Annotated in this window: 18 protein-coding genes; 10 read left to right on the forward strand and 8 right to left on the reverse strand. The window is 35.3% G+C overall.

The window, feature by feature from the left end; translation table 11 throughout:
• Window positions 1-7: 7 nt before the first annotated feature.
• A complete protein-coding gene (locus JNG87_RS16060) occupies window positions 8-547 on the forward strand; it encodes a hypothetical protein (protein WP_202839555.1) in 540 nt (179 codons plus the stop codon).
• On the opposite strand, the gene JNG87_RS16065 is transcribed toward JNG87_RS16060, so the two are convergent.
• The gene (locus JNG87_RS16065) at window positions 528-1,202 is read right to left on the reverse strand and encodes a hypothetical protein (protein ID WP_202839556.1); all 675 of its coding nucleotides are present in this window, start codon (window positions 1,200-1,202) and stop codon (window positions 528-530) included. The two genes, JNG87_RS16060 and JNG87_RS16065, sit on opposite strands and share 20 nt — an antisense overlap.
• A gap of 422 nt (window positions 1,203-1,624) precedes the next feature.
• On the opposite strand from JNG87_RS16065, the gene JNG87_RS16070 reads away from it, so the two are divergent.
• From JNG87_RS16070 to JNG87_RS16110, 9 genes are all read left to right on the forward strand, one after another.
• Window positions 1,625-2,647 carry a LysM peptidoglycan-binding domain-containing protein gene (locus JNG87_RS16070; RefSeq protein ID WP_202839560.1) on the forward strand — a complete coding sequence of 341 codons (1,023 nt, stop codon included), beginning with the start codon at window positions 1,625-1,627 and terminating at the stop codon, window positions 2,645-2,647.
• A 1-nt stretch (window position 2,648) separates the two neighbouring features.
• Entirely contained in the window at window positions 2,649-3,500 is an 852-nt protein-coding gene (locus tag JNG87_RS16075; RefSeq protein WP_202839562.1) for a PAAR-like protein, read from the forward strand.
• Window positions 3,501-3,503: 3 nt separating this feature from the next.
• Window positions 3,504-6,131, forward strand: coding sequence for a M23 family metallopeptidase (locus JNG87_RS16080; RefSeq protein WP_202839564.1), 2,628 nt, complete (start codon window positions 3,504-3,506; stop codon window positions 6,129-6,131).
• An 8-nt stretch (window positions 6,132-6,139) separates the two neighbouring features.
• Window positions 6,140-6,904, forward strand: coding sequence for a hypothetical protein (locus tag JNG87_RS16085; protein ID WP_202839566.1), 765 nt, complete (start codon window positions 6,140-6,142; stop codon window positions 6,902-6,904).
• Between the two features lie 75 nt (window positions 6,905-6,979).
• Window positions 6,980-7,240: a hypothetical protein gene (locus JNG87_RS16090; protein ID WP_202839568.1), complete on the forward strand. Its 261-nt coding sequence runs from the start codon at window positions 6,980-6,982 to the stop codon at window positions 7,238-7,240.
• A gap of 197 nt (window positions 7,241-7,437) precedes the next feature.
• Window positions 7,438-8,772: a tetratricopeptide repeat protein gene (locus JNG87_RS16095; RefSeq protein WP_202839570.1), complete on the forward strand. Its 1,335-nt coding sequence runs from the start codon at window positions 7,438-7,440 to the stop codon at window positions 8,770-8,772.
• Between the two features lie 61 nt (window positions 8,773-8,833).
• A complete protein-coding gene (locus JNG87_RS16100) occupies window positions 8,834-9,631 on the forward strand; it encodes an SH3 domain-containing protein (RefSeq protein ID WP_202839572.1) in 798 nt (265 codons plus the stop codon).
• 13 nt (window positions 9,632-9,644) lie between these two features.
• Entirely contained in the window at window positions 9,645-10,208 is a 564-nt protein-coding gene (locus JNG87_RS16105) for a hypothetical protein (RefSeq protein WP_202839574.1), read from the forward strand.
• 207 nt (window positions 10,209-10,415) lie between these two features.
• Entirely contained in the window at window positions 10,416-11,258 is an 843-nt protein-coding gene (locus tag JNG87_RS16110; protein WP_202839576.1) for a prephenate dehydrogenase, read from the forward strand.
• Between the two features lie 108 nt (window positions 11,259-11,366).
• On the opposite strand, the gene JNG87_RS16115 is transcribed toward JNG87_RS16110, so the two are convergent.
• From JNG87_RS16115 to JNG87_RS16145, 7 genes are all read right to left on the reverse strand, one after another.
• Window positions 11,367-12,785, reverse strand: coding sequence for an L-serine ammonia-lyase (locus JNG87_RS16115; protein ID WP_202839584.1), 1,419 nt, complete (start codon window positions 12,783-12,785; stop codon window positions 11,367-11,369).
• A 100-nt stretch (window positions 12,786-12,885) separates the two neighbouring features.
• Window positions 12,886-14,229: an ammonium transporter gene (locus JNG87_RS16120; protein ID WP_202839587.1), complete on the reverse strand. Its 1,344-nt coding sequence runs from the start codon at window positions 14,227-14,229 to the stop codon at window positions 12,886-12,888.
• A gap of 84 nt (window positions 14,230-14,313) precedes the next feature.
• Window positions 14,314-14,979: an alpha/beta hydrolase gene (locus JNG87_RS16125; RefSeq protein ID WP_202839589.1), complete on the reverse strand. Its 666-nt coding sequence runs from the start codon at window positions 14,977-14,979 to the stop codon at window positions 14,314-14,316.
• Between the two features lie 115 nt (window positions 14,980-15,094).
• Entirely contained in the window at window positions 15,095-15,721 is a 627-nt protein-coding gene (locus tag JNG87_RS16130) for a YceI family protein (RefSeq protein WP_062671303.1), read from the reverse strand.
• 78 nt (window positions 15,722-15,799) lie between these two features.
• The gene (locus tag JNG87_RS16135; RefSeq protein WP_202839591.1) at window positions 15,800-16,366 is read right to left on the reverse strand and encodes a YceI family protein; all 567 of its coding nucleotides are present in this window, start codon (window positions 16,364-16,366) and stop codon (window positions 15,800-15,802) included.
• A 143-nt stretch (window positions 16,367-16,509) separates the two neighbouring features.
• Window positions 16,510-17,559 (reverse strand): glucokinase, encoded by a 1,050-nt coding sequence (locus JNG87_RS16140; protein ID WP_110009214.1) that lies wholly within the window; start codon window positions 17,557-17,559, stop codon window positions 16,510-16,512.
• 116 nt (window positions 17,560-17,675) lie between these two features.
• The gene (locus JNG87_RS16145; protein WP_202839593.1) at window positions 17,676-18,239 is read right to left on the reverse strand and encodes a hypothetical protein; all 564 of its coding nucleotides are present in this window, start codon (window positions 18,237-18,239) and stop codon (window positions 17,676-17,678) included.
• Window positions 18,240-18,392 lie beyond the last annotated feature (153 nt).

Raw genomic sequence — 18,392 nt, forward strand, 5'->3', positions numbered from 1 at the left:
GAACACTATGTGCCGATATGCCATGATGGTTTACAAAGGTCATTATGCCTGTTTCAACTGCCAGAAAACATTCAAACGCCGCCACCTGAAAGATGTGGACCGGGATGCTCAGACCTCTGTGGAAGCCAAATGTCCTGAATGTGGGAATCTGATGGCCAATATGGGACTTGACTTTAAATCCCCGCCCAAAAATGATGATAAGCAATGGGCTCATATCCGGGATTTGTATACAGTTGGAATCACTTTTCATTCATGTGGATGCTCTGGTCCCGGATATATTCCCCAGGACCGGAAGGCTATTATTGATTATCTGGAAAAAGTTCGTTCAGAATACATGAAATCTCTGGTATTCTGGAGATACCGCATAGAGCCTGAAAATAAAAAAGAACGTGAACTGGACTATCAGAAAAACAGCTCACATCTATGGGCCGTCAACCGTAATGCTTTCAAAGAAACAGTGACCAATCAGGAAGGTATTAACTATTGGCTTAAAAGAATCAATGAGGTGGAAGAAAGACTGAATATCATCAAGGCTGATCAACCATAACGCTGCTCTGTTTTACAAGCTTCAGAAGCCTTTTAAAATCTTCCTTGATCTTTTCCTCCTGCTCAGCGGGGTAATCCGCACTGATATTAAATCCACGTTCTGTAGTATTGGTGATCATAATGATATTTCCGTTTTCAAAATAATTTCTGGTCAATGTAATCTTTGATTTTTTCAGGTCAAATGCTTCCGTGTCATTATTTTCTTTCATTGCTTTAGTGTCATAGAAAAGCGGTCGGTTATACCTATACTCTTTTTCGAAAACAAAAGAAATCTCTCCGTTAAGAAGATAATATTCTGTCAGCTTCTGCCCGATTTCTCCATAATTTTTCGCAATTACTTTTTGAAGACCTTTATCTGTGTAATAAAATGTGGCTTCCCCGCCTTCTGCAGATTCTCCTTCAATATCTTTCTTTTTGACAGCAGTCCATTTTGTCACGGAATTGATTCTTTTAAAATTTGCCTGAATAGGTTTTATCCTATTTTTCAAACTCTTGCTGCCCGTAATATCCTTGTCGATCAATGTTTCCCCAATCTTTACAGTATCCTGCGCTTTGGTATTGAAAAAAACAGACGTCTGATCTCGGGACTTCTGAGCATATACAAAACTTAAACTGATCAATATTGTGAAAACTCCATGCAAGAATCTATTCTTCATATTTTCTTTTTTATAGCTTTAAAATTAATCATAACTTTTGGTTGTATTGTATATCATGAAACCACAAAAGTCACAAATAACTGTTTTTAGCTTTGAAAAACTTTATAACAGCTTAGATTCCTGCGGAATGACACAATTGGAATGCTTGTCTTACCATCAGTTTGCCATTCCGTAGAAATCAGGCTTGCATTAAAAAACATCAGAAGTCACAAATCTGGCAACCAAGCCAACCGAAGACGTGCAATTCCCATCCTCCGGAGAGGTGGTGAAAATTCAAAGAATTTTTGACGGGGTGGTTTTCGGGGTGGTTTCTTCACACCATCAGTTTCATGTCGTAATTCTACTACAATTTTTAAAATTTAATCCTAAAAATTCATTTCCAACAGAGTTTTTTAATAGCTTTATCTGATAATTCACATTGGATGGAAATTGATTTCTTACAATATAAGGTACGAAATGGAGACACGCTTACCTCCATCGCTTCCCGGCTGGGTATGACCAGTGAGGAGCTTAAGCTGTTTCATAATTCTCATTGCCCGAAAATGGATAAAGTCTGGTTTGAAAACCTTAATGACGTTAAAAATATTTTTGTCCCTACTCATTTTAAAACAGAATCGCAGAAGGAAAATGAAAGGAATAACAGTCTTCCCGGCCAGTTCTCTGATTCCTTTTGGGCCCAGACTTATAGTATTAATGAGACTTTTGAAACGTCTTTCGAATCTTCAGTTAACATCGGTTATACCATTGATATAAATCTCCGAAAAGACAAAAACACAGGTCTGTATATCCTTAGCTATAGTCAGAAAGACTTTAAATCCGGAGGAAATGAACCGGATGATAAGGTAAGCGGTCTTTCGATAGCCTGCATGAAAAGTATTATGCCGCTTGAATTTATTCTTAATGAACAAGGCAGGATAAAAGGATTGGCAGATCATAAAAAAATCACGGAAACTTTTAGCAGACAGCGTAAAGATCTTGAAGAGTTTTATGTAGGTGAAGTCGCTCGAAATTATATAGATTCTTTTGAAAGGAACATCAGCAATGAAGTGTTTTTATTACAGCAATTTCAGAGCACACTGCTGTTTCAGGCTCTGTTTCCCCAAACAGACTGGTTCCGGAGAAAAATAAAGTGGACAGAATCTTTTTATTTTTTACGGAATTCATTTCCGGTAGCCTGTGAAATCAAACCTGAACATAAAAATAAAGAAGAGGACTCTGTTTTGACTATTTTAAGCGGAAAAATCACTGAATTATGTACCTCACAGGAGATCATGCGCGGGATCAGGCTCAAAAAACCGGCTGCAAGACCTGCTTCAGGAAATATTGTATTAGAATACACCACTCACACTAAAAATAAGAATCTTCTTCAGGCTAAAGCCTCGGTTTTACTCAGCCATGAAGAGGTATTGATACACCAACATCACATCAATATAACACAAGGATAATATGAAAAATTATGTCACACAAAAAGGCGATACTTTCAGTTCTCTGGCCCGGCAGTTTAAGCTGAAAAATGAAGGTATTTTAAAAACTTACCATAATCTCCACTGTCCGCCGGAAGATGTCATGCAGGAACCTGTTCCGGGAAAAACGATTTTGATTCCGGAAGATCCACAGCTCATGGCTGAGGAAACAGAACCTCAAAGTATAGCTGCATCTTCTCAGGAGGAATCTACAGAAAATGTAGGTTCTGATGAAGAAAATTCAACGGAAGAAACCCCACAAAATGAAGTGCAGCCATCCGGAAAAACGGAACAACAAAGTGATAAACAAGAAAAGGAGGATCAAAAAGAAGACAGTGGTTCCAGTCCTCATGAAGGAAAATATTTCATTGTGCAGAAAGGAACCGTGCAATGTAATCAGGGATTTAAATTTCCAAAATTTAAAGTGACCAGCCATCAGAAACACTACTGGAATGATGAAGAAGGAAACGCTGATTATCTGGCCGTAACAGAGGATGATCTTCAGCTCGATCCTGCGGCACAGCCGTTTGGACAATGCAAACTCAAGCCAAGTTCGGGAGGATATCTTCCGTGTGCTTATGCTCCAGCCGGAAAGTGGCAGAAGACATATGAAAAAGTAAAAGTGATGGGGAAAAGCTGTCTTACGGAAATCTCAGAACTCATGTGCAGTACGGGAGGGAAAATTACCATCCTCAAACACGGACAGCAAAGCGAAGTCGGTAAAAGCCAGGTTGCCAAAGCAAGTACGCAGGAACAGCAGGTTTATAATCCCGTTGTGGATTTTGATGAATTCAAGGAAGATACAAGAGATACAGACCAACTTTATTATAGCTAAGCCATGACAGGAACTATTATCGGGAATCAGAATCCTCTGGTAGGAACAACCTATACCTACGAAATAAAACCTTCAGGACTTTCATTTGGTCTTAAAGGTGATTATGAATGGTATCTTTTTAAGAAACAAAAGAACGGAAGCTGGAAAGACATCACCGGAAAGCCCAAGACCGGTGAAAAGGTGACGTACAACTTTGGGGAAATAGCGCTGGGAATAGAGTTTCAAATGAAAGTCTATGAAACTAAAAAAGGAATTTTACCTGGTCTTCCCTCTACCAGAGAACTGGCTGGAAGCTGTGTATTAATACCAACAAGCAACAAAGTTCCGAAGATTGATAAAGTAGTACTCTTCAACAGAGGAGCAAAAGACGTCAATAGAGCCAGCTACCGTGATACTCTTATTGCACAGGCTCATTGTATTGCGATGTTTAATAAAGAAATTGAGTTTCACCTTTGGGAAGATGACGCTCCTGGAAAAGGGCACGATGCCAATATTAACAAAAACAACCGTCACACCCGCAGCTATAAGGCTCGCGTCAATGAAAAAGGGATTGCAGAAGTGTCAATACCTCTGATGTCTGATGAAAAAATCCTTCGTCAGATGGCCAATCAGTTTCTGATGAAAGGTGACAGGAATGAAGGCGCGAATCATGAATATTATGTTACAGCCACTTATTCAGGACAAATTCAGGGAGCCAGCCAGGTGAATGTAGCTGTAGCCAATCCGGATTATAAAGGGCAGCCTCAAAACCAGCCAAAACCCAAGCCGCAACCTGAGAAACACACGCCAAAATTCCCGGCCGGACAAGGAGGTGGTCCCAAACAGCCGGATCCTAAAGGCAATATTATAGAAGCTGTTTTCATAGATGATAAAGGAAATGAACTTTCCAAAGTTGCTGTAGGAGATAAAGTAAGGGTAAGAATCCACTCTAAAAATATGGTGGGAAAACACATCCAATATGTAGTCTGGGAATATGATACCACTTCCAATGATGAAGTTTACAGAAGCGGAAATATTAAAATTCCTGCCGATGTATGTGATACTTCAGGATTTGTCATTACCAAAGACATTTTCGGAAAAGGAATAGACTCCCCTATCGGCGATCCGGATTCCGATACACAAAATTATTTCATCGAAATTATCTCCAAAGATCTTTCTGCAGAATCTCAGAAATTTGGGGTAAATTCGGAAGGACTGATGCAGGTGGAGAAGGTGAAGAGTGCGGCGGGGGTGCAGAATACACAGAAACCAGATAAGCCAGGAAGTTGTATATGTCAGGAACAATACAAAGATCTAATATGGGGTGGAAAAGTAAGTTGTGAGTTTAGGAAGAAAGTAGTACAAATATGTGCTGAATTATGGGGTGAAAATAGAAAGCTAGAAATGGCAAATGGATTAATGGCTGTAATGAATGTTGAAACAAGTGGAAGTTTTAAAGCACAACAATTAGAAGGATGGAACTCAACAAAAGATCCAAATAAAATGACAATAAAAGACTTCTGGAAAGAAGGAAACAGAAAGTCATCAAGAGCAATAGGCTTAATCCAATTCACCCAAGATGCCTTACAAAATAATCTTAAAGAATATAAAAGTAATCCAAAATTATCTGTTGAAGAACGCTTTGATGAACTAAACAAACTAAAATTAGAATATGCTCAAATGGGAGAAATAAAACAACTTGATAAGGTAAAAAAATATTTTGAACCGCACAAAAACAGTATTAAATCTCCTGAAGATATTTATTTATCAGTTTTTGCCCCTATAGGAGTAGGCAAAGATGACGATTTTATTTTATATCAAAAATATGATAATCCGCAAAATGAAAAAGAAAAAACAAGTAATAAAAATTATAAAGCAAATAAAAGTGTAGATGAAGAGAATAACGATGATAAAAAAATTCAAAGAAGAGAAATATTAGGTAGATATAATATTAGTTTTAGCCGAGGGTTAGGCAATAAACCAAAAACATTCAACTGTGAAAGTGCTGTAACAAATCCTCAGAATTCTTCTCCTAAAAACACTAAATGGCATGATCCAGTTGACAATCCAATGTTATGCTTGTACACTCAAAATGGGAACTACAGACCTAGATATAATGTTTTTGGAACAGTCAGAAAAGAAAGAAGTAATCACAACCATCAAGGAATAGACCTTCTTGCTCTACCAGGGTCAAATGCTTATGCATGCGTAGATGCATATGTGGAATTTATAAGTATACAATCAGGATATGGAAATGTAATTTGTTTGAAAGTAAAAGACCCTAAAGAATTTTTGAAAAGAAAAAGAGATTTCAATTTGCAATATTCAAATATGGGAGAAATACAAAGTGGATCAGGTTTTAGCTTTAATGGTGATTTTTATTTATTTTATGCTCATTTACAAGAGGTAGAAAAATCATTAAAAACTAATCAAGAAGTTAGCTGTGGGACAATTATTGGCAAGAATGGCACAAGTGGTTACGGACAAACTAAAGACCCACACTTACATTTTGAAATTAGAAGTTCTGTTACCGGTGGTGGGTTAAGTAATCGATGTCATCCAGGTATTTTCGTTTATTACAAAGATGAAAATACAATGTCACAAAAAGAAAAAGATTATCAAAAAGAAATAGCACAAAAATTTTGGGATTAATTAATAATATGAAAAAGATAATAACAATTTTAATTTCGTTCTTTCTATTATCCTGTCAAGGACAGAAAAAAGAGGAAGAAAAAAATAGTAAAAAAGAAACATCAACATCTGAAGTTTCAAGCAAGTCAAATAACACTAAAAACCTACTTCAATTAACTAAAATCAATTGTGACGAAGAAAGTACAGAATCAACAAATTATACATTAAATTGTAAAAACTTCACTGTCTCAAATACCCTTATTGAAGGAAGTGATCAAAACAGATATGAACTTATAACTTTTGTTTTTAATGACATAGAGAAGGCTATAATTAGGAAAATCAATAATGAAGATCTGGAAACCTCTTCTCCTATTGTATATTTTTCAAATACCTCTAAAAACTATATCATCTTCTTTCCTATAAATGGTGAAAACCATTTTGGGTGGAAATTATATCTTTATAAAAATAAAGTTTTATACCCGTTGGGACAAAGGGTACTGTATTGGAAACCAGATTATGAAGAATCTAATATTAATTATTCTGATATATTAAAAATCTATGAAACAGGAGATAATATTCTTGTTGAAATACCAAGTAAGTACATTATTAAAAATGATAATGATTACAAAAATTATCCTAATTATTTAGATGGAAAATATTATGAGAAAGAAGAGAAATCCTACTTTGAATTTTCAATATCAAAAATAGAATATTACAAAAAGTATAAAAATGGACTTTTTGAAGGAGATTATAATAAAATGATTAATAATAAAATAATTGATCTTATAAAATAAGTCAGTTATATAAATGTAAATCTGAATAAAGAAATAATTGATTTCAAAGGCTTTTATAACATTTGTAAAGCAAATTTGAGAAACGATTCTATTAAATCCGAAACCTGTTATGAAATAACAATTACACTAGGCTTAGCCTATATAGATGCCAATACATCATCGTGTAAAGGAAATTATAAAATTAAACAGATCCAAAACAATGAAATCAATTTGATAAATGAACATGATAACAACTGCGGTTTTAATATAAAAAAAGAAAACAACGCCTATTTTATTAAAAGAGAAGGAAGTGAAGCAGTATTAAATGAATGGACAGAATTAGAGAAAGTAAAATAACGTTTATAAAACAAATCAGTCTTCCGTGATGAAAAATTTCTTAATGCTATTTGTACTTATACTTGTTACAAAATGCTTCCACAGAAAGGAGATAATTATAAGTATAGATGCAATCCTTTACTATATATATCCCTTTCAAAAGAAGATCTACAATTACAAAAACAATATAATAAAGCAAATAGAAGCACTGATAAAATATGAGAACCTTAATATTATTAATATTTTTCACTTTCGCTGTACATAATTGTAAAGATTACAAAAGAGAAAAGATAGAAAGCAAAAAGACTATTATCCATGAAGAATTAACATTTTCCCCTGTTACAGAAATAAAAAAAGACTTTACTTTACAAGGAAAAAGTTATAAATATGAGTATAAATTTGACAAAAATATTATAAGGATAGCTGCCAAAAACTATGATGGAGGCTTTTACAATGAGGTCTATTCAAACAATTCTCTAATTGGCAAATTACAAAAGAATTCTTGGAGCTGTACTCCTTATTATTATAAAAATAAAAACCTTGGTCTGCTTTTCATTGAAGAAGGAGATGAGAGTGGTATTTGGGGATATAGTATTTTTTTAGTCAAAGAAAAAGAAATAAAAGAAGTTGGTTTTATTGATATTTCTTCAACCCAAGATTCACCGTTAAATAAATTTTTAAGTTTTACTCAAGAAAATAACTTTATTATATTTAACTTTTTAGAGCCCCAGTTTTTTTCAAATCAAAAGACCATCAATAAATCTGATCAAACAGTTAAAATTGACTTAAGTACATTAAAAATCATTAAGAGCTCAAATAACAATACAAACAGCAATATTGCATTTTCTTTAAAAGATTATAATTATACTATAAACTTCACAACAAAGTCAATTGTTCCAAAAACTGATGATGTTTATTTCGAAAACAATTTTCTGGTCATAAAGAAAACAGCCGAAGAAAATACCCCTCATAATCTTCTTACTTATAAATATTATTTTGTATCAGCCTCCAATACTGTACAGTTAAGTAAGATAAACTTTTCTAAAGAAACCTATGTTGAACAGGATGATATCTGTAAATTATCATATACTTATTTACCTAATAACAATTCTACTTTTTCCCCTGAAGAGATAAATACATTTACAGAAAAAGATCTGGATATGTATATTAGGAAATTGGATTTAAAACAAGCACTGGATATTGTCTCAAAGATTAATAAAGACTATCAGTGTACCTCATCATTAACTGAAAATGAAATCAATCAGCTTTTAAAACAATATCCACTCAATGAAAAAACTGTAAATGATTATAATAATATAGCTTACTATCAGGAACAAAATAAAGATTATAAAAGCTCCATTAGTATCCTTGATAAGATACTTTCTCAATATCCTGACAGGGTTGTTGCCTGGTTAAATTATGCAGATGCTAAATGGGGACTTAATAACAAACAAGAGTCAAAAGAAGCTTATATAAAATATTATAATCTTATGAATAGCCAATCGAAAGATATGTCCAGAGTACCACAAAGAGTTAGAGACAGGATGAAGTAAAAGCACTGAATGGAATAAAGAAATTAAGCCTACTGATTTTAAAACCTTCAAAGTAAATTTAATGAAAAATATATTCCTGTTTATTGCTTTAACACTCGGTTTCACCTGCTCTTCCCAACATAAAAACAAAGGTATTGTAAAGCTTCGACAGCCATCAGCTGAAACTAAAAGAAGCTCATTCGAAACCTACATCGATAATGAAGATTATTTCATAAAAACCTTTGATGTCAACAAGGATGGCATCTCTGACAAAATTGTAAGTAACAAACCTTATCAAGGAGAAAATTTATTTATCTTTTTGGGGAATAAGCAAGGTAAATATACATTAGCACTGGAAACAAGAAACTTCTCTGAGGATGGAGGTAATGTTATCAATGATATCCTTCCAATATCGGGAAATAAAGGGTTCTCTATAAAAACATCCTTCCCTGACCGCGGATATTATGAAAAAGAATATCATATTATCCTGGATAATAACACCTGGCTTCTTAAAAATATTATCTATAAAACAATGTCAGATATTTCACAGGATGCAGTAAAATATATTTGTGATGTTCCCCAAGATATTGATATCCAGAAATCCGGATGGACTGATAAAATAATACCCATTCCTGAAGAAAATGTAAGAGCGAAAAAATGTAGAGTAGAGAAAAGTCAAAACAAAACAGCCTTTTACATTCAGGATAGTGATGGTTTTACCAACCTAAGAAAGGAGAAAAACTCTTCTTCCCAAATCCTGCAAAAGATCAACACAGGTGAACAAGTTGAAGTTTTAGACCAAAACGGAGATTGGTGGTTAGTGGTTTCTAAAGAAGGTAAAAAGGGATATGTTCATAAAAGCAGGATAAAATCTGAATAAATAACTTAATCAAATGATGAAACTCTTTTCAATTCTATTGTTAACAATATTCTTTTCATGTAATCTTAAACAGGAGAATTCAAATAAACTTGGAAATTTTCCTATTGATTTTAAACATGAACAATTAAACTGTACTGGTGAAAAATACGACTCCAATCAATGTTCTGATAGAGACAATAATTTATCAATTTCTTTTAATAGAAATGCAATCCTATTTACCAGTAATAATAAAAATTACATTGATAAATCAAATAGTTCAAGTGATCTAGGATATGAAACTTTCTTATTTAAAAACAATGATGAAAAAGTAATTTTAATAGACAATTTTTTAGAAAATGGTCACCTATTTCTTATTTATTATGTTAACAATAACAGTATAAAATTCTTAGGAAAGAAAGAAATTACAAACACTACAGATCAAAATCCAAATTATAGTTTTAGAATGGAAAAAAGGGATACTATAATAGATATATTTTTAAATCCAAAACTTAAAAATATATCATTTGATATAAAAAGGGCAATTGATCTTAATATTAATGAAATTAAAAAAATTACAGATCCTAAAAAACATCATTAAAAAGCCAACTCATCCCATTTCTATACAATTTAGAAAAGAAAATTTCGTCTCATTAAAAAAATATTTATACCTTTGCTCTGTGATTTTTAACAACGGAACATATTATTATAGAATTTTTACCTCAGCTCTGGGATAGGGATTCTTATGAATATAATTTAAAACCTCGTCCTAGGGACGAGGTTTTTTTATTTTAAAAAATGTAAAAAGATGAAAATAAGTATTATTGGAGTGGGATTAATCGGAGGTTCGATGGCTTTGAAATTAAGAGAGAAAAACCTGGCCAGCTTCATCTACGGAGTCGATAACAATACACAGCATATCAGTGACGCACTGGAACTTAAAATCATTGATGCAGGAGTAGATCTTGAACATGGAATAAAAAATTCGGATCTGATTATTCTTGCTATTCCTGTAGATGCTGCACGAAAACTATTGCCTTCTGTTCTGGATCTTGTGTCTGACCAGCAGACGGTAATGGATGCAGGTTCCACCAAAGCAGGCATTGTACATGCGGTAAAAAACCACCCGAAACGGTCAAGATTTGTGGCATTCCACCCGATGTGGGGAACGGAAAACAATGGTCCGAAATCCGCTATTGCAGAGAGTTTCTCGGGAAAAGCTGGTGTCATCTGCAACAAAGAAGAATCGGCAGACGATGCTCTGGCTACCGTTGAAAAAGTAGTCAATGCTCTCGGTATGCACATGATTTATATGAATGCAGAAGATCATGATGTTCATACCGCTTATATTTCCCATATCTCCCATATTACATCTTACGCCCTTGCCAATACCGTATTGGAAAAAGAACGTGAAGAAGAAACGATTTTCCAGCTTGCCAGTTCCGGTTTTTCAAGTACCGTTCGTCTTGCCAAGTCGCATCCGGAAATGTGGGTTCCTATCTTTAAACAAAACAAAGAAAATGTACTGGACGTTTTGAACGAACATATTACTCAGCTCAGAAAATTCAAATCTGCGCTTGAAAAAGAAAACTATGAATATCTGGAAGAATTGATTTCCAACGCCAACAGAATCAGAGGAATTTTAAGATAAAAATTCTTATACGATACTAAAAGCCCGACGGTTTTTACTTTTATTTTATTAAGAAACCCTTAGTCATAGTGGCTAAGGGTTTTATATTTTGAAATAAAATGATTTCTATTAACACTCCGGAACGTTAACGGCAATGGCAAGTCCGCCTTCGGAAGTTTCTTTAAAACGGTCACTCATAGACTGAGCTGTTTCCCACATGGTCAGAATCACCTCATCCAATGTTACTTTTGCCTTGGTGGGATCACTTTCCAGTGCAATATTGGCTGCAGTAATGGCTTTCATCGCGCCCATCGTATTCCTTTCAATACATGGAATCTGTACCAGCCCTTTAATTGGATCGCAGGTTAATCCAAGGTGATGTTCCATCGCAATTTCTGCCGCCATCAATACCTGTCCTACACTTCCTCCTAAGATTTCTGTAAGTCCGGCTGCTGCCATTGCAGAAGATACTCCGATTTCCGCCTGACATCCTCCCATCGCTGCAGAAATGGTTGCATTTTTCTTGAATAAGGTCCCGATTTCTCCCGCTACAAGCAAGAATCTTATAATATCCTCCTCACTCGTAAATGGGGTAAATGCCTGAGAATACATCAATACCGCCGGAATAACTCCACTTGCCCCATTGGTAGGTGCGGTAATAATTCTTCCGAAGCTTGCATTCTCTTCATTCACAGCCAGTGCAAAACAGGCAATCCACTTGTTGATATTAGTAAAGTTCTCTTCAGCATCTACTACCTGCTGGAACCATTCGTCTTTGTTTTTATAGATTTTATCTCCCAGCAGCTTTCTGTTGATCCCTGCGGCTCTTCTGGAAACATTCAGTCCGCCAGGAAGAACTCCTTCCTTATTGACACCTTTGTAGATACATTCTTTGATCTGCTGCCAGATATAAAGTGCTTCCTGCCTCGTTTCATCCTGGGTTCTCCAGCTTTCTTCATTCATGAAAATCAAATCTGACATTTTATCAAATCCCAGCTTTTCACAGTATTTTGCAATATCTGAAGCTTTATGACACGGATACAGTGTTCGTATACACTGCTTCTGAATAGAGTTTTTTTCCTGACTGGCAATGAACCCTCCTCCTACAGAATAAAAATCCTGCACAAGTTCAGTTCCGTCTTCGAAAACAGCTCTGAAGATCATTCCGTTCGGATGAAAATCAAGGCTCTTTTTCATGTTTAAAACCAGATGATGTCCGTAGATGAACGGAATTACCTTTTCACCACCAAGGTTAATGGTTTGAGTACTCTTGATATAATCTATCTTTTCATCAATTTTTGAAGTATTGATCGTTTTAAAATCCTCTCCATTCAACCCAAGCATTCCCGCAATATCAGTTCCGTGCCCGATTCCCGTTTTTGCGAGTGAGCCAAAGAATTCAAGAAAAACCTCTTTAACTTCTTCTATTGATCTTTCTCTTTTTATAATCCTGATAAATGCTGCTGCTGCGTTCCAGGGTCCCATCGTGTGTGAACTGGACGGACCTATTCCTACTTTAATAATTTCAAAAACCGATATTGATTCCATAAATGATTCGTCATTTTCCTCAGAAACAAAGATACATGATAAATCCTGAAATATACATTCAAATTTTTAATGATATCAACATATCATCACAATATAAAAGCTATTGCAGGCATTCTTCATGCTGCGAAAGATCAAGCCCTTTATTTTCAGACTCTTCAGAAACTCTTAAGGTGATCATGGAATCTGTAAGTTTATATAAAATTAATGAACCTAAAAAAGTAAAAACAGAAACCAAAACAAGGGCTGCCATATGATGAAGAAAAACATCAATTCCACCATGAAGCAGACTTGCTTTTTCACCATGAGCAAAAATGGCGGTAAGAATCATTCCCATAATCCCTCCTACTCCATGGCAGGCAAAAACATCGAGGGTATCATCTACTTTCTTTAAAACCTTCCAGTTCACCATCAGATTGGACACGATTGCTGTGATAAATCCGATAAAAAGGCTTTCCTGAATGCTTACAAAACCACATCCGGGAGTTATTGCCACCAATCCTACTACAGCTCCAATACAGGCTCCTAAAGCCGATACACTTCTCCCATTGATTCTGTCAAAAAAGATCCAGGTCATCATCGCCGAAGCAGAAGCAATGGTAGTTGTTCCAAAAGCGGTAGCCGCAGATGCAGAAGCACTCAAAGCAGATCCGGCATTAAATCCGAACCATCCGAACCACAGCATTCCTGTTCCCAGAAGCACATACGGAATATTGGACGGCTCATGATGAGGATTCTTCCTGTTTCCTACCACCAAAGCTCCGGCAAGTGCAGCAAAACCAGCACTCATATGCACAACAGTTCCTCCTGCAAAGTCTTTTACCCCGAAATATTTGTTTAAAAGCCCCTCAGGATGCCACACCATATGACAAAGCGGCGTATAAATAAATATACTGAAAAAAACAATGAATAATAAATACGATATAAAACGAACCCTTTCCGCAAAAGATCCGGTAATAATAGCCGGAGTAATAACGGCAAATTTCATCTGAAACAAGGCAAAAAGAATAAAAGGAATTGTGGGAGCCATCAGTTTATGAGGCAGATTTCCTACCCCGCTAAAAAATGGATAACTGAGTGGATTTCCAATGATCCCGTAATGCTTTCCGGCAATTGTAATCCCAATAGATTCGCCGAAGGACAGAGAAAAGCCTACGACTACCCAAACCATGGAGATAACGCCTAAGGCAATAAAACTCTGCAGCATGGTAGAAATTACATTTTTCCTTCCGACCATTCCTCCGTAAAAAAAGGAAAGCCCTGGCGTCATGAGCAAAACAAGTCCTGCCGCGGCCAGAATCCAGGCAACATCAGCGCCGACAATCTTATCTTCACTTAAAAATTCCCTTGTATCAGGAATATCGGCGGCCGGATTCCAGAATAAGCCACCAATGGCAACGATTGCTATAACAGAGAATGAAACGATCCATTTTAATCCTACTTTCATAAAATTTATATTTAACCCTATCAAATTTAAATATAAATTCCATAAAAACTACACTTTTAAACCAAACACCCCTAAAAAAATTATTTAATCCGTGACTTTTTCAGTTTTTTCAGAAAAAATCTCTGCCAGTATTTTGGAAACTTCTTTGGATTTAGTGGCCGGAAAAAGATGTGTTCCTCCTTTCACCACATAATTCGGATTGGAATAGCGGATGGGAAAAACAATGTCTTTATCACCTAATATCTGAATGACATTGGGATTCTCTTCAAATTTCCATTCCGAAACTTTTTCTACGGACCATTTGAGGTAATAAGGGTCTCTTACTTTAAAATATTGAAGGAGTTTCGGGTTTTTAGGATCAAAAAGCTTTCGGACAACGGCATATACATTGGCTGCTTTGTCGTTGAACAAACCTACAGGAAGTATTCTTGGAATTTTTGTAATCTCACCTGTCCTGATGAATCTGGATTTTTCCCTGTCCGATTTTATACTTCCCAGGATCACCACTTTTTCTGCAGGTTTCAATTGATTGATCTCCTGCACAATAATTCCTCCGAAAGAATACCCCAACAGACAGAAAGGCTCGGAATCATCTACTTTCTCTGCCATTCTTTTGACATAGGCATCGAAAGGCTCATTTTTTTCGGGAATAAGCCAGTCTATAAAAATCAATTCACAGTGTTTGGGAAACTCTATTCTTTCAAGAACCTTGAAGTCTGCTCCCAGACCGCTTACGATATAAATTTTCATACCACTAATTTATAAAAAATACAGAAACAAGAGAAGTGCGGGATCAGATCTTTATATAAGGAAAATAAAAAAAGCAGTCCTCACGAACTGCTCTTCTGTATCAATAGAATATATTTTACTTTTTCTTTTTCGGAACTCTATTCTCGTTATCCAGCATTTCTGTGGAAACTTTGAACTGAATATCCATTTCGTTTTTAATGAAATAATCTTTCAATGAAGACTGATAAAATACTTTAAAGTCTCTTCTGTTCAGGGAGAACTTCGCAGATTCAATAGAAGTTGTGAACTGGGTAACGTATACATTCGCTGGGAAAGAAATTGTTTTTCTTACTCCTTTAAGGGTAAGATCACCGTATACTGTAGAATTGTATTCACTGTTTGCTAAAGGAATAATTTTAGTCAAATGGAATTTTGCAATAGGGAATTTTTTTACTTCAAAGAAGTTTGAGCTTTTCAGATCATTAGTAAGCTTGATCTGATCTTCATCAGAAACATCTCCCGCCATCATACTTCTCATATCGATAATAAACTCTCCATCTACCAGGACAGTATGGTCAAAGTTAAATTTTCCACTTTTCAGCTTTACTGTTCCTGAGTGGGAAGTTTCTTCAGTTTTTACCACTTTATACCCCCACCATCTGATCTCTGATGAAGTCACTTTTGACACTTTATCAAATTTCTTCTGGGCAGAAACAAATGACATGCTTGCGCACACCATAGCAAACAATAGTAATCTTTTCATTCTTTTTTATTTACAATTCAACAAAAATAAAAAAAAGTGTAGAACTTCTACACTTTTAATAATCTTTTTTTGATTAATTTATTGAGCAGTTACCTTTACAAGCATATCAATATCATCTTTCACAAAAACGTCCTGCATAGTAGACTTGTAAGCTACATCAAACTTCTGTCTGTCGAAAGAGAATTTGTTGGATACTAAACTTACTACTCCTTTGCTGTAAGAAATCTTCGCAGGGAAAGAGATTGGGCTGGTTTTTCCTTTTACAGTAAGGTTTCCTGTTACAAGAGAATTGTAGATTTTATCATTGTTTTTCTTTACTCCTGTAATTTTGAAAGTTGCTGTTGGGAATTTTTCAACTTCAAAGAAGTCACCATTCTTAAGATGTCCGTTTAATTTCTGCTGGTATTCTCCTGTAAGGTCAGTAGAACTGATAGTAGTCATATCCAACACGAAACTTCCGCCTACCAATTGGTTTCCTTTCATTACCATATCTCCGGATTTCACTTTTACAGTACCGTCGTGAGAGCTGGCCTCAGATTTTGCTACTTTGTATCCCCACCAGTGTACATCAGATGCTACTACTTTTTTTGACTGTCCGAACGCTAAACCTCCGGCTAAAACTGCTAATAAAAATATTTTTTTCATTGAATAGAGTTGTTTACTTATTTAACAATACAAAGGTAGGCATCTTACTCAATAGATTTCATTGATGTATATCAATAAAATTTATAATTTTCATGAATAATATCATCTCATAAAAAAACTCCGAATTTCTTCGGAGCTTTATTTTATACCTGATAGTAAGCCGTATAAAGTGCTATACCATTTAATGCAGTGTGGTTTTGCTTGACCAGATAGATCGGAATGTTTTTAAGCATTTCCTCCATTTTATCACTGATCTTGAATTTCTCATAGAATTTCCCCTTATCGATATATTCTGCAATCATCTGTGGAATATCGCCGGCAATCAGTAATCCTCCGGTAGCTTTTAACTTTAATGTTAAGTTATTAGCCTCTCTAGCCAGGAACTCAAGGAAGGTATCCAAAGCGATTCTGCAGATCAGTACATTTTCCTCAACAGCCGCTTTATAAAGTTCTTCTACAAAATTTCCCTGCGCAAGACGTTCTCCTAACCATTCCGGTTCCGGATGTCTTTTCACATCTCTCAGGAATCTGTAAATATTGAATAACCCTGACTTGGATAACACATTTTCCCAGCTTACAATACCATAGATATTATTTAAGAACTGGTAAAATTCAACTTCTACGTTGGTTCTTGGTGAAAATTCTGAGTGCCCTCCTTCTGTTGCGAAAGGTCTCAGGTATTTTCCGTCAAAGAAATATCCGGCTTCTCCTAATCCGTTTCCGGGAGCCAGAACTGCTACATTTCCTTTTTCAAGGTGTCCGCTTGTATAGATCGCTTCAAGATGATTATCTTCAAGAAGAGCCATTCCATAAGCAGAAGCCTCCAGGTCATTCAGCATATCAACTCTTTCAAACCCGAAATCGCGGGTATATTCGGCAATATCTAAATGCCAACCTAGTCTTGCAGGACTGCTTTTCCCGTCCAATACAGGACCTGGCACTGCCATTCCCAGACGTTTTACATTTTCAAGCTGATTATCCTGAATAAACTTCTTTAAAATATCTGAAAAGGAAGCATATTCTTTGGTTGCATATGTATTTTCTACTTTTATCTCAAGACCTCCGTTCCCGGAAACAAAATAGCCTAAGATTGTTATATCTTCACGGAGACTTGCTCCAATGATAGAAACACTATCATTATTACTGTTCTCTACTCCTGGTAAATAAAGTGGAAATTTTGGATTCAGAATCATAACCTCAAATTTTACCAAATATAATAATTGTTTTTGTAAATCCTGCACAGAACAAAAAAACCTTTTCACTTTCGTGAAAAGGTTTTGGTTAATAATTGTTTATATATTAAATCTAACTACTTTCCTAATGGAATATTGTAACCGAATCCTACCCCGATATTCCCCACATTATAGTCCTGACCTGGCAAATCTCCTTTAGTACCTACAAAAACCTTTTGGTATTGTACGAAGAAGTTCCAGTCTCTGTTGTGGTATCCGATCTCCGGTTTAAGATAGAAACCTCCGCCTGCTCTTTCAACATTGGTATTGGATGCTACTGCTTTATCTCCAACTAAAAATCCGTATCCTAAATCAGTTCCGAAATAGAAACCGGTTTGTTTTGGATAAATTCTGATTAAAGCAGCTACAGGAACTACTCCTACATCATTGTTTTTATATCCGTTGTTGTCTTTTCCAAAATAATGAGTATATCCTGATGCGATACCCAGCCCAAATCCCGGTGTAATCAGATTCTGGTAAGCTACATCCACTCCTACTGCTGCAGAAAGGTTATCTGCGGGAACTGCTAAACCAACATTTGCACCTACCTTGATCATATTGTTCATTTGAGCACTTTGGGCGCTTGCGATACCAGCTGTTAAAATACCAGCCAGTACTATTGCTTGTTTAAACATTTTCATAACTCTAATTTTTAAATTTTACTAAACAAGAGGATGTAAAAATCATGCCAAGCAAAGGTTTCTATTTGATTTTAACATTAATAAAATTTATAAAATTATGAATATCAATACTTTAATTTTAACAAAAATTAAATATTTGTTTAACAAAATTTA

Origin of the sequence: Chryseobacterium cucumeris (assembly GCF_016775705.1) — a bacterium.
GTDB classification, from domain to species: Bacteria; Bacteroidota; Bacteroidia; order Flavobacteriales; family Weeksellaceae; genus Chryseobacterium; species Chryseobacterium cupriresistens.